The sequence below is a fragment of the Clostridium algidicarnis DSM 15099 genome (assembly GCF_002934235.1).
In the GTDB taxonomy this organism is placed as follows: domain Bacteria; phylum Bacillota; class Clostridia; order Clostridiales; family Clostridiaceae; genus Clostridium_L; species Clostridium_L algidicarnis.
In genome coordinates, this window is sequence record NZ_PTIS01000012.1 from 1 (window position 1) to 12,369 (window position 12,369).

The 12,369-nt window shown below is 28.0% G+C and carries 14 protein-coding genes; 6 read left to right on the forward strand and 8 right to left on the reverse strand.

Annotation, left to right across the window (positions count from 1 at the left end; translation table 11 throughout):
- Positions 1 to 200 precede the first annotated feature (200 nt).
- The 3 genes from BD821_RS08875 to BD821_RS08885 are packed head-to-tail and all read left to right on the forward strand — an operon-like array spanning position 201 to position 2,235.
- Complete coding sequence (locus BD821_RS08875; RefSeq protein WP_104410169.1) at positions 201 to 1,106, forward strand: DUF5685 family protein; 906 nt, start codon at positions 201 to 203, stop codon at positions 1,104 to 1,106.
- Positions 1,107 to 1,111: 5 nt separating this feature from the next.
- Complete coding sequence (locus tag BD821_RS08880; RefSeq protein WP_029450891.1) at positions 1,112 to 1,708, forward strand: J domain-containing protein; 597 nt, start codon at positions 1,112 to 1,114, stop codon at positions 1,706 to 1,708.
- A 26-nt stretch (positions 1,709 to 1,734) separates the two neighbouring features.
- Entirely contained in the window at positions 1,735 to 2,235 is a 501-nt protein-coding gene (locus BD821_RS08885) for a hypothetical protein (RefSeq protein ID WP_104410170.1), read from the forward strand.
- A gap of 9 nt (positions 2,236 to 2,244) precedes the next feature.
- On the opposite strand, the gene BD821_RS08890 is transcribed toward BD821_RS08885, so the two are convergent.
- Both BD821_RS08890 and BD821_RS08895 read right to left on the reverse strand, forming a co-directional pair.
- Complete coding sequence (locus tag BD821_RS08890) at positions 2,245 to 3,393, reverse strand: DUF4317 family protein (RefSeq protein WP_104410171.1); 1,149 nt, start codon at positions 3,391 to 3,393, stop codon at positions 2,245 to 2,247.
- A 31-nt stretch (positions 3,394 to 3,424) separates the two neighbouring features.
- On the reverse strand, positions 3,425 to 3,910 hold the full coding sequence (locus BD821_RS08895; protein WP_104410172.1) for a thioredoxin family protein: 486 nt from the start codon (positions 3,908 to 3,910) through the stop codon (positions 3,425 to 3,427).
- Positions 3,911 to 4,329: 419 nt separating this feature from the next.
- Here BD821_RS08895 and perR point away from each other — a divergent pair, with 419 nt between their 5' ends.
- Complete coding sequence (gene perR, locus BD821_RS08900) at positions 4,330 to 4,749, forward strand: transcriptional regulator PerR (RefSeq protein ID WP_104410173.1); 420 nt, start codon at positions 4,330 to 4,332, stop codon at positions 4,747 to 4,749.
- 128 nt (positions 4,750 to 4,877) lie between these two features.
- Here perR and BD821_RS08905 read toward each other — a convergent pair whose 3' ends face one another.
- The gene (locus tag BD821_RS08905) at positions 4,878 to 6,110 is read right to left on the reverse strand and encodes an extracellular solute-binding protein (RefSeq protein ID WP_104410174.1); all 1,233 of its coding nucleotides are present in this window, start codon (positions 6,108 to 6,110) and stop codon (positions 4,878 to 4,880) included.
- Between the two features lie 142 nt (positions 6,111 to 6,252).
- Here BD821_RS08905 and BD821_RS08910 point away from each other — a divergent pair, with 142 nt between their 5' ends.
- Together BD821_RS08910 and BD821_RS08915 are read left to right on the forward strand one after the other, a co-directional pair.
- Positions 6,253 to 7,182, forward strand: a complete 930-nt coding sequence (locus tag BD821_RS08910) for a hypothetical protein (protein WP_104410175.1) — start codon at positions 6,253 to 6,255, stop codon at positions 7,180 to 7,182.
- A gap of 198 nt (positions 7,183 to 7,380) precedes the next feature.
- Positions 7,381 to 7,743: a bactofilin family protein gene (locus tag BD821_RS08915; protein WP_169994088.1), complete on the forward strand. Its 363-nt coding sequence runs from the start codon at positions 7,381 to 7,383 to the stop codon at positions 7,741 to 7,743.
- 56 nt (positions 7,744 to 7,799) lie between these two features.
- Here BD821_RS08915 and BD821_RS08920 read toward each other — a convergent pair whose 3' ends face one another.
- From BD821_RS08920 to lon, 5 genes are all read right to left on the reverse strand, one after another.
- On the reverse strand, positions 7,800 to 8,216 hold the full coding sequence (locus BD821_RS08920) for a hypothetical protein (protein ID WP_029450900.1): 417 nt from the start codon (positions 8,214 to 8,216) through the stop codon (positions 7,800 to 7,802).
- A gap of 63 nt (positions 8,217 to 8,279) precedes the next feature.
- Entirely contained in the window at positions 8,280 to 8,543 is a 264-nt protein-coding gene (locus BD821_RS08925; protein ID WP_104410177.1) for a hypothetical protein, read from the reverse strand.
- A gap of 136 nt (positions 8,544 to 8,679) precedes the next feature.
- A complete protein-coding gene (locus tag BD821_RS08930) occupies positions 8,680 to 9,144 on the reverse strand; it encodes a hypothetical protein (RefSeq protein ID WP_104410178.1) in 465 nt (154 codons plus the stop codon).
- 196 nt (positions 9,145 to 9,340) lie between these two features.
- Positions 9,341 to 9,931 (reverse strand): ribosome biogenesis GTP-binding protein YihA/YsxC, encoded by a 591-nt coding sequence (yihA, locus tag BD821_RS08935; RefSeq protein WP_104410179.1) that lies wholly within the window; start codon positions 9,929 to 9,931, stop codon positions 9,341 to 9,343.
- Position 9,932: 1 nt separating this feature from the next.
- On the reverse strand, positions 9,933 to 12,254 hold the full coding sequence (gene lon, locus BD821_RS08940) for an endopeptidase La (RefSeq protein ID WP_104410180.1): 2,322 nt from the start codon (positions 12,252 to 12,254) through the stop codon (positions 9,933 to 9,935).
- Positions 12,255 to 12,369 lie beyond the last annotated feature (115 nt).

Consider the following 12,369-nt stretch of genomic DNA (forward strand, 5'->3'; position numbering starts at 1 on the left):
GAATAAAAATGGGCATGGTAAATTATAAATATCTCATGTAAAATAATGGATAATAAATTAAACAAAATAGTTGCCCACTTTTACTTGACTCAAACATTATCATAACAATCTTTGATACTATGATAATTTTTATGTTATAATCACTTTATATAATATTTATCATTGCAAACTCTATAAGTATAAAGGAGACATATATATATATGTTTGGATATGTTACTCCATGTAAGATGGAGCTTAAAATAAAAGATTACGAAATATTTAAAGCATATTATTGTGGTGTATGCAAGTCTATAAAAAGTAATTATGGTAATATACCACGTATTTCACTAAATTATGATATGACCTTTTTAGCTATCCTAATAGATGCCCTTTTAGATGAACCCTTAGAGCTAAATCCTGAACGTTGTCCTGTGCACCCTATAAAAAAAAGGCTATATGTTCGTAATAACAGCTCAGTAGATTATGCTTCAAAACTTAATATAACTTTGACACATTATAAGTTTTTAGATGATTTAAATGACGAAAAAGCTTTTAAATATAATATACTATATTCAATTTCTAATCTATACATAAAAAAGAATCCTCTCTATCTAAAAGATGTTGAAAATCAAATAAAAGCCTCTTTAGAAAAACTTTCAAACCAAGAAAAGGATCTAATCGAAAATAATATAGACAGTATAAGTGACACCTTCGCTGATCTTACAGGTATCCTTTTAACAAGTTATAACTTCAAAGATAAAAGCTTTATTGAGGATCTTTATTGGCTTGGATATAATCTTGGAAAATGGATATATCTAATAGATGCTATAGATGACTTAAAAGATGATATGAAAAATAATAAGTTTAACCCTATAAATCACTGTTTTAATGAAAATAATTTAGAGTTTTTAGAGTTTTATTCTCTAATAAAAGATAGGGTTGAGTTTATATTAGTTTACTGTGCTTCACAATGCTTAGATATCTTCTACAAACTACCAATCAAAAAAAACAAAGATTTAATAGAAAACATATTAAAATATGGCTTAATGGAAAAAATGGATAAAGTATTCTACCCAGAAAAATATAATAAAGATAATATTTATATAAATCTAAAAAAGGAAGTGTAATTATTATGAGCGATCCATATAAAATACTTGGAATTAAAGAAAATGCTACAGATGAAGAAATAAAATTAGCCTATAGAGAACTTGCTAAAAAGTACCATCCTGATCAATATGGAAATAACCCCTTAAAAGATCTAGCAGAAGATAAGATGAGAGAAATAAACGAAGCTTATAATTATCTTTTAAAAGATTCTAAAAATAATAATTCAAAACAAAATTATAGTAATGAAAATTATAATTCTGAATATAATAACTTTAATGAAGTAAGAATGTATATTCAAAGAGGAGATATATCATCTGCTGAAAGAGCTCTAAACAATCTAAAAGTAAGGAATGGTGAATGGAATTACCTTATGGGCATGGTTCATCTAAAAAAGGGTTGGAATGATAGTGCATTAAATTACATATCAACAGCCTGTAGATTAGATCCCAATAACTTTGAATATAGGCAGGCATTAAATATGATAAATGCTAGAACTACAGGATATAGGCAATCATATGGTAATTCTAATAGCAGTGGTGGTGCTTGTGATATGTGCCTTAGGCTTTGGTGCCTTGATAGCATGTGCGAATGCTTCGGTGGCGATTGTATCCCTTGTTGCTAATTAATAATAAATAAGGAGGATTTTAAATGGATAAGAGTAAGTATATTGCTAAAGGTGGACTTTTTACATCTCTAACTGTGATAATATTATACATTTCAAGTATAATTCCCACAAGCAAATTAACTTTACTTGCAATAACTACTTCAATAATATCAATTTCAATCTTATCTATTGATATAAGAGCCTCCTTTATAGTTTATATATCTTGCTTTATATTATCCTTTATACTAGGACTAAAAGGTTTATCTATTTCATACCTTCTTTTCTTTGGTCTTTATGCTTTTATGAAATATTATATAGAAGGATTAAGGAAACCTTTTTTAGAAATACTATTAAAATTAATCTTTTTTAATATATCTATGTTAATACTTTTTTATATTTATAAGCAATTGTCTTTCCCTATTCCTTCTATGAATATTCCTTACTATATGTTATTAGTAATTTTACAGGTTATATTTATAATCTTTGATTATGCCTTAACCCTTATAATCTCTCAAATAACTATATATATTAAAAAGATCCTATAATCTGCTATTTTATTTTTCTACAGCTAAGCTTAAATCTTCAATATCCTTTTTAACCTCGTCATCCTTGATTTCTATGTCACCTATACATGATTTTTCATCCATGCTTATCATAAGATATCTCTTACCGTCTTCGCCCACATTTTGTTTTATTTTATCTAATGCTGTAGGACTTAGATTTATAGTTACATATTGATTTTCAATCTTCAAAGATTTAGACTTAGAATCTGGTAATATGCTATTTATATTGAAAGCATAATCTTCTTTAGTTAAAATATTTTTGCTTATATTTAATAATTCCTCTTCTTTAAGAGCGCTTTCTTCTTCTATAAATGGAAGTATATCTCTTATAGTTAAGCTGTCCTCACCATTTTCTTTTTGCTCACCTAAAAACTCATATAAATCCTTTAATGTGGATATCTTTAATCCATCCTTTGCAGAAAACTTTATTATATTTGCAAAATTCTCCTTATCTTCTGTAAGTGTAGCTTTTATTTCACAATTTAGTACTCCTTTTATAAATCCTTCATCTAGAGTCTTTATTTTTCCATTGTAATATAGTATTTTATTCAGGTCTTCCCCCTCTAAATCTAAGATAGGGTAGAGAAATCCTTGTATCGGAGCATTTAAATCTAAAATAACATCTAAGTTAGAACTTTCTTTAAAGCTTTTACTTTCATAATCAAATTTTAAAGACTTCTTAGGTGCAGCTACTCTATTTATAGACACTAAAATAAAACTAGGATTTTCATCTAATAAAGAATTTTTATCTATAGTATATCTACCTTTTAATATGTTTATAGTAATATCAGTGTCATATATGCAGTTTTCGTATATTTTCTTTACTAAATCTTTCATACTATCTTCTTCAATATCCTCATTTAATAAATTAAGAAGTATATTTTGAGTACTTAGTTCTTCTTTTTCAATAAAATCAAGTTGGAATAATTTTTCATCTATATTACCTGTTAATAACCTTTTAAAATTATTAATATATAGTTTTTGAACTTCTTCCTCAATTCTATTAAAATCCTTTTTTTCACTAAATATTATCTCTCCACTATCTTTTTTAAAGTAACAACTATATATCTCTTCTAGTTTCAATATATTACTATTAGCCTTTATATTTTTCTTTACAATTGCTATCTGTTTTTTATCCATATATGCCCCCTAAATATTAATTTTCTTAAAATTATCTATTAGAAAAAATAATATCTAAGAATTCTTCTTCTATTAGAAGATTGTATTTTCCTTGCCTATAATCCCCAATCAACTTTTTCTTTTCATCAATCTTTTCACTAATTATTCTTTCTTTTAGTTCTTTTGGAAATTCTACATATACGCCTAAAGCTTTCATATCCTTATCAAAAAACATAAATGTTGGAATCCTCGCCTCACCTAAGTTTTCCTCTAAAAACTTTTCGTTTCCCACTCTTTTAAATATATATATTTCTACATTTGAATTTGTCTCTTGAAACCTTTTTAGCATAGGTAAAGAAACATTACAGTCAGGGCAATAACCTTCACTAAACGCTATAACCTTTATAGGTTCATCTAATTTTTTTAGTTTTACAATATTTTTGTCACTTATAAATGTCTTATCATATATCTCTAAATGTTCTTTTGTAGCGGACTCCATATATTTTTCATAGCTTAAAGCTTTATTTAAATCTACCAACTTTAAAACCTCCTAATTTTAAATTTTTATTATAAATTGACTTATACATTATATAGTTCTAATAAAATCTTAAAAATCCTTCTTTGTTTATTACAGCCACTAAAAAAAAGAACAGAATTTCTGTTCTTTAAGGTGAAATGAACATGTACAAATATTGTTAATTTATTAACAGCCTTAAGTTCATTCTATCACATTTTCATAAAAATACAAGTACTTTATTTCTATTTTATATTTTATATTAGGCTTTATTTTATTCATGTATCTAAATCTTATATTATTTGTATTCTATTAATGTTATAATAATAATCGTGCTTATTTGATACATAAATAACACTATCTTTAAACTTACTAATTAGATTTTGACTTGTGATAATTTTTATTATATAATAGAAGCAATTAAATAATAAGGATGGTGCACAATGGATAATATAACAGCTGTTTTTAAAGAAAAAAAATTAAAGCTAACACCACAGAGGATTGCTGTTTATAAGTACCTTCAATCTACTCATGAGCACCCATCGGCTGAAGCTATATATAAATCACTTCAACCCTCTTATCCTACAATGAGCTTAGCCACTGTTTACAAAGCCTTAAAGACTTTAGTAGAAGTTGGCCTTGTTCAAGAACTTAATGTAGGTGAAGGAAACTTTAGGTATGATGGTAGAATTGGAACACATCCCCATATTCAGTGTATGTGTTGTAACCGTGTGGATGATATAGAAGGTATAACTTTTGACGAACTTAACAACACCATAAAACCCTATACGGATTACGATATAGTAACTAATAGGTTGTATTTTTATGGATTATGTGCTAAGTGTAAGCAGCAAAATGAATAGTAGTTCTTTTGCTGTCTGTTTTAATTAAAACAATGGCTACTCCTAATCTTTAGGAGTAACCATTGTTTTATTCTATAATATTTATTCTTAGGAGAAGACTTTACTATAATTATCGTTATAACATGGTGTTAATATGAGTCTCTTATTATCTTCTTCCATTCATCTCCACTGTAGTTACCCCTTAATATATTATACATTTCTGATTTAACTTCATTTCTAATTTTAGGAGGCAAGCTATATATATATGGTATATTACTCATATTGCTAGAAATTATATCGCTTTTCAAATTAGAATTTATTAACTTATTATCTTCCATAGCTTTTATATTACCTGTAACAAATCCCTTTTCTGATATCTTCATTTGGAATTCATCGCTATAAATAAACTTCATGAATTCTATTACCTCTTCTTGGTCTTTACAATTATTTGCAACTGCAATTAATGCATCCATAAATACTACTGGAGTCTTTTCTTTGCCTATAAGTTTATAATTACCCAATACTTTAGTATTTAATCTTTCTTCATCATTATTATAAGACGATGCTACAATAGCCATAGGATATCTTCCCTTATCAATATAACTTAATACATCTTCGTCTTTTACCTCTAACATATCTTTAGTTAAATATCCCTCTTTAGTTAACTTATTTAACTCATCTAAAACCACTTGGATATCCTTAAAATTATTATATTTTTCAACATTTCCTTCATAAATGTTTTCTAATTGTTTTTTATCTACTAGATTATCTTCTAGCAGTACACTAATTATCTCCATAGCATCAATAGATTCAGGTGCTAGAATAGGTACTTTAACATCTTTATCGTTATTAAGTTTTATTAGTTCTTCAAGGGTAGCATTGTTAATTTCTATACTCTTATCCTCAAAATATTTTTCATTATATATTATTTGAATTGTAAAAGGTAAAAGTCCTAATGCAAAATATTGATCTCCTTTAATCCCATAAGATGTTATTATATTGTAAAATCTGTTATTTATATCATTTTTCTTGTAAAATTCATTTAAATCAGCTATAAGTCCCTGTTTACTAAGATCTAGAATATTGTTCCTATTAGTTACAACTAAGTCTATTTCTTTAGTATCTTTCAAATATGTATTTATATCCTTTTTATTAACAGGAGCTTTTATATTTACAGTTGTTCCTTCTTTCTGATTTTTATATGACTCTATAGCAAATTGAATCATCTCTATTGAAACTTCATCCTTTGTATCAACATATATATTTATGTCATTATTTTCTTCATAATTATTATTCTTTTCTTTTTTATTTAAAGCACAACCAGATAAACTTACTAACAATAAAATTATACTTATTATGTATATATTGTTGTCTCTTTTCATATTATCCTCCTAGCAAGTAAAAATTACAAAATCTTGTACGTTTAAATATTATTATTTTTATCATATTCTTCATTCATCTTAAATATATTTTATATATAAGAATTAATTTTTTTAGATTCATATAATTAAAAGAGGTGGCTTTATGAGATTGAAAGTATTTATATTTAAAAAAGGTTATTTTATATGTATTTTTCTTATAATGCTTTCTTTACTAACTATTCTCTGGCCTAAGTTCAACAAAACTTCTACTACCTTTGTTTCTTTAAATGATTCACAAAGTATTAAGGAAGATTTTAATGGAGATGGTAAAAAGGATATACTTTATACAAAGACATCTAAAAATAAATACTACCTTCAAGTAAATACCGAAAATGAGACTTACTTTTTAAAACCTTTAAAAAAAATAAATACTCTAGGTGAATTCTATCCCCATTGGCCTTTAAGAGCTACAATCATGAGTATTTCAAAAGATAAACCTCCCTCAGTATTTACACAATGTTCTCAAAATAATCTACCTATACAACATGTATTCTACTGGGATGAACACAAATTTAAGGATATTTATTGTTCAAATAATAATATAATAGGGTTCTTAGATAACGGTAATAAAAAGGCTCCCAAATTTCTATCCGGAAATATAAAAGATGGAGAAATTACTATGTGTTACAATATACTATTTAATAATGTCTTAAATCAATTTAATTATGACACATCAAATTTTCCTGGAGGAGATTCAATATTAGGACTTATCCATTACATAGAGAACTTAACTGAAGTTGACTCTAGTAACCTTGACATATTCTATAGTGGTTTAATGTCTAAAAATATGTCTTCTTTAAATCAACTATCTGTGGATGGGACCAACTTTAAGTTTTTAGATGGATTTTTCACTGACACAAGTTGGGATAACGATAATAGACCTTTGGAAATAAAGTGGAATATAAACTTTAGTTATATATTAAAATCTAAACCAAACTCAAAGCTTCAATATTGTTTAAGCATTATATTAAAGCCTTGTGAAGCTTATAATAATGAATTTAAAATTTATTCTATATCTATATTAAATAATTAGTTCTATATTTAAATTGATTTTAAAAAATAAGGGCCGCTAAAAGCGACCCAAAGGGGGATGGGGGTTTTGTATCGCTAAAAAAATTTAGCTATAGGAGATATATCTCCTATCTCCTTAATATTATTGACATATAAATTTAAAATATACACTATTAAAAAACTTTTTATGATTTTTTTATTAATTCTAAGGGGGATTAAAATGTTTTCTGATAAGGATGGTAAAAACATTGATCGAATAGAGACCCTAATAGGTGAGCTATGCAGTATCGTAGGCAATATTTCTGGTGAAGGTCTAATTAAAATAGATGGCTCTATAGATGGCGACATCACATGGAAGGATGATATTATAATCGGTGAAACAGCTCTATACAATGGCAATATAAGTTGTAAGAATGCCAAGGTGAATGGTAGAGTCAAAGGTAACATAACTTGCGAAGACAACCTTATAATAGAGCCTTTGGGAAATATCTCTGGTGATATCACAGTTAAGCATGTAACTATAAAAGAAGGGGCATCATTGGATGGAAGATGTACTATGTTGATAAATAAGATTCAAGATTAAATAGTTATATAAAAAGCTATGTTTTCAATAAAAACATAGCTTTTTCTAAGTATAAGTTAATCATTTTCATCTTCTGATAAATATATATCTATTACATTGTCAATTATATCTGATTTATCACCTAAAAAAGGTTTTAATGCGTTTAGAAGCTGTACAATAGCTTCATTTTCTACATTAATATCTATGTTTCTTCTTATTTGATTATTTGATTTTAAAGTATTATTATTATTATTAGCAGTAGCATTAGTAGAAGTACCTTGATTGTTCATAGTGCCAATTAAATCTGATATGTTTAAATTCCCGAGATCAGTACCATTAGAGTTTAAAAGCCCTAACATGGTAGATAATTTATTCATATCTACATTATTTAGCATAGACATCATAGGATTTATGCCACCATAGTTTCCATTATCATTTTGTATTGCTGGTTGTCTATCTTCTCTATCGTAATCCTTTCTTTTCTTTTTTCCCATTATGCGCCTCCTTATTATATAACTTTTTTGGAGGGCTTTTCAGCCCTCCAATTTCCTTTTAAACTAGCAACATAAAGTTTTTCCCATGTTACCTCCACAGCAACACCAGAATAAAAGGATTAAAGTATATATCCTATTATTATTTATTAATCCTGTTTCACCTAAAATCAATAAAAATGGTAATAGGGTACATATATTGAGTCCTCTGCTTCCACAGATGCTTCCACAGCTGTTTCCACAGTTGTTTCCACCGATGTTTCCGCAATTACTGCTAACATTACCTCTGCATCTACACTCTTTATAACATTTACACTTACTTTTTGACATTTTGAACCCCCCTTTCTTGGGCAATGGTTTTATTGTAATCTAATCTTTACATTTAGTTTTGTAATAGCTTAGGTGAACTTTTAATACTCTATAATGTTAGTTGAAATACCTAAGCTCTTTATTATATTTTGTTACTCTAACACTTATCTTTGCATGTAGAGTTTCCCCTATTGGAACATAGAATTAGTATTAAAACTATTATCCAACACCAACTACCGCCAAAGCCTCCAATGCCGCCAAAACCGTTATTGTTGCAAGAATTTGCAGGTCTACATATTAGTTGTTCAGGACGTTCGCAATAATCACAGCATTTACACTTTTTCTTTTTACATTTGCAATCACAAGCTTCTAAACATACAGTATTTCCTTGGTTTCCTTGTCCAAAACCGCCCTTATTACAGCAGCAAAAAATCAAAAATATTAATATTAGCAAGTTATTATTATTCGAACACCCCTTTCCTCCCATGAGTGATGAAATATTATTCATATTTAGGGCATCCATATTTAAGTTATTCATATTTAGTCCATCCATATTTAACCCCTCCATATTTAATCCCTCTGTATTATTAGTTAATTCACTTATTAAATTTGTTATATCCACTTTACTTCCTCCTTTCTCTAAACCTATATTTTGCTTTGGTTATACTATATACTATTCCTTCTAGAATATTTTGTTACTTATATTTACATCTTATTTGTACTGAAACTTATTATATATAAAATTTATTATATATATAAACAACAAAAAAGCTTGATATTATTTTTCTATAATATCAAGCTTTTTATTAAATTATATTTTACTTTGATGCTAAATCTTCAAATAACAGGTCCACAATTTCTTCTCTTCCATCTTTTTTTACAGCTGAAAAAAAGATCAATCTATGTTCTGGCTTTAAGTTTAGAGTATCCTTTATAACTTTTTCATTCATTGCTTTTTCTCTTTTTGATATCTTATCGCTCTTAGTTGCTATTACAACCACATCATAATTATTATAATTTATCCATTCATACATCATAACATCATCTGCTGATGGTTTATGTCTAGAATCTACTAATAGTACAACTCTCTTAAGTGTAGTGCTGCTAATAAGATATTCTTCAATTATCTTACCCCAACGGGCCTTTTCAGTTTTTGACACCTTAGCATAACCGTATCCTGGCAAGTCAACTAAATGGAAGTCATCATTTATTAAAAAAAAGTTTATAAGTCGTGTTCTACCTGGTGTAGAACTTACCTTTGCAAGCTTTTTTCTGTTTGTCAAAGCATTAATTAATGAAGACTTACCTACATTAGATCTTCCTAGAAATGCTATTTCTGTCCTTTTATCTTCTGGATATTGTCTTTTAGTTACGGCAGATGTTACAAAATCTGATTTTTTTATTATCATTTTATTTCTCCTCAATTAAAGCATTTTTTATAACTTCATCTATATGAGTAGCTACAATAAAGTTTAATTTGCTTTTTATAGATTTAGGCATTTTCGATAGATCTTTTTCATTTTCTTTTGGTATTATTACTGTGTCTATGCCTGCTCTATAAGCTGCCAAGCATTTTTCTTTAAGTCCACCTATAGGTAATACCCTACCAGTTAAAGTTATTTCACCTGTCATAGCAACATTATGTCTTACCTTTTTCTTAGACAATGCTGATACTATTGCACTTATCATCGTAACCCCTGCTGAAGGCCCATCTTTTGGTACTGCACCTTCAGGTACATGTATATGCAAATCTGTTATCTTGTAAAAGTCTGGATTTATACCATACTTAGATGCATTTGATCTAACATAACTATATCCAGCTTTAGCTGATTCCTTCATTACATCTCCTAATTGTCCTGTAAGTTCTAGCTTTCCTGTTCCCTTCATAGCACTTACTTCTATAGGTAATATATCTCCACCATAAGCAGTCCAAGCCATTCCTGTAACTACACCTATTTTATCTTCTTTATCCGCTTTATCATAAGCAAATTTCACACTTCCTAAATACTTTTTAATTTGACTTATTGTTATGTTTTCTGATTTTGTGTTTTTTTCTAGCATTTCTGTTAAGCTCTTTCTTATAACAGATGCTATCTGTCTTTCTAAATTTCTAACACCTGACTCTCTAGTGTATCCCTCTATAATTTCACTAATAGCACTGTCAGTAAATTTGATTATATCTTCATCCACATTATGTTCTTTTAATTGTTTGGGAACTAAGTGTCTTTTAGCTATATTTAATTTTTCTTCGTAGGTGTATCCTGATACGTCTATTATCTCCATTCTATCTAAAAGAGGTCTTGGTATTGTATCTAGGGTATTTGCTGTAGTTATAAACATTACATTTGAAAGGTCCATTTCGAGCTCTAAATAATGATCCCTAAAAGTATTGTTTTGCTCTGAATCTAATACCTCTAATAAAGCATCCGATGGATCTCCTCTAAAGTCATTACTCATTTTATCTATTTCATCTAATAAAAATAAAGGATTTTTAGATTTAGCTTGTTTCATACCGTATACTATTCTTCCAGGTATAGCTCCAACATAAGTCTTTCTGTGACCTCTTATTTCTGCTTCATCTTTTACTCCACCTAAAGACATTCTAACAAAATTTCTATTTAAAGCGTGGGCTACCGATTTTGCTATAGATGTTTTTCCTACCCCAGGAGGTCCTACTAAACAAAGTATAGGTCCTTTTAGGGACTTACTCATATGCTTTACTGCTAAATATTCTATTATTCTATCTTTTACATCATTCAAACCATAATGCTCTGCTTCTAATATTTCTCTTGCCTTTTTTATATCTAAATTATCAATGGTTTCAACATTCCAAGGTAGCTCTAATATCCAATCAATGTATGCTCTTATAACCCCACCTTCAGAAGAATAGCTCCCGGTTCCTTTTAGTCTTTCTAATTCATAAAGAGCTCTTTCCTTAGCTTGTTTTGGAAGCTTTGCTTTCTTTATTTTATTTTTGTACTTAGTTATTTCTTTTTTATCTTCGTCGTCTTCTCCAAGTTCTTCTTGAATAGCCTTTAATTGTTCTCTTAGATAATATTCCTTTTGAACTTTATCTATTTTATTTTTTACCCTTACGCCTATCTTTTTTTCTATATTTAAAATTTCCAGTTCATTATTTATAACCACAATTAATTTTTCTATTCGCTTAGCTATATCAAATACTTCTAAAAGTTCTTGTTTTATATCGCCCTTAAGCATTAGATAAGAACTAATTATATCAGCTAACCTACCTGGGTCCTCCATATCATCAAAGCTAATTAAAGCTTCCGATGGTATAGTTGCTGATAGCTTTATATAATCTTCAAATACTTCTCTAAGTGTTCTAACTAGAGCCTCACACTTATTATCTTTTACATAGTCGCCTTCTTCTAATACATTAATTTGTGCTTTATAAAAAGGTTCTTTTTCTAAATATTTTATGATTTTTGCTCTGTTTAATCCCTCCACTAATACCCTTACAGTATCCCCTGGTAATTTTAATATTTGTTTTATACTACACAAAGTTCCTACAGTATAGATTTCATTCTCTTCTGGCTCTTCTATCTTTGCATCTTTTTGAGATACAAGAAATATTTCCTGATCCCTCATCATAGCTTCCTCTAATGCAGCAATAGATTTTTCTCTACCTACATCAAAATGTAAGACCATGTAAGGAAAAATAGTTATTCCTCTTAAAGGAATAAGAGGAATTTCTTTTACTTTTTTGTCCATTTTCTTACCTCGTTTCTCTGGTATATTATAAAGTGATTTTAAATTTCTTATACATAAATAGTAAAATATATGTTTTGAATATCAAATGATTCTAATTATCAAATTGTTTTAGATA

Coding starts and splice junctions, on each gene's coding strand:
- BD821_RS08905 (WP_104410174.1), bottom strand. CDS start 6,110: ATGAAAAGAGACAACAATATATACATAATAAGTATAATTTTATTGTTA.
- lon (WP_104410180.1), bottom strand. CDS start 12,254: ATGGACAAAAAAGTAAAAGAAATTCCTCTTATTCCTTTAAGAGGAATA.
- BD821_RS08910 (WP_104410175.1), top strand. CDS start 6,253: ATGAGATTGAAAGTATTTATATTTAAAAAAGGTTATTTTATATGTATT.
- BD821_RS08920 (WP_029450900.1), bottom strand. CDS start 8,216: ATGGGAAAAAAGAAAAGAAAGGATTACGATAGAGAAGATAGACAACCA.
- BD821_RS08875 (WP_104410169.1), top strand. CDS start 201: ATGTTTGGATATGTTACTCCATGTAAGATGGAGCTTAAAATAAAAGAT.
- BD821_RS08880 (WP_029450891.1), top strand. CDS start 1,112: ATGAGCGATCCATATAAAATACTTGGAATTAAAGAAAATGCTACAGAT.
- yihA (WP_104410179.1), bottom strand. CDS start 9,931: ATGATAATAAAAAAATCAGATTTTGTAACATCTGCCGTAACTAAAAGA.
- BD821_RS08885 (WP_104410170.1), top strand. CDS start 1,735: ATGGATAAGAGTAAGTATATTGCTAAAGGTGGACTTTTTACATCTCTA.
- BD821_RS08925 (WP_104410177.1), bottom strand. CDS start 8,543: ATGTCAAAAAGTAAGTGTAAATGTTATAAAGAGTGTAGATGCAGAGGT.
- perR (WP_104410173.1), top strand. CDS start 4,330: ATGGATAATATAACAGCTGTTTTTAAAGAAAAAAAATTAAAGCTAACA.
- BD821_RS08915 (WP_169994088.1), top strand. CDS start 7,381: ATGTTTTCTGATAAGGATGGTAAAAACATTGATCGAATAGAGACCCTA.
- BD821_RS08890 (WP_104410171.1), bottom strand. CDS start 3,393: ATGGATAAAAAACAGATAGCAATTGTAAAGAAAAATATAAAGGCTAAT.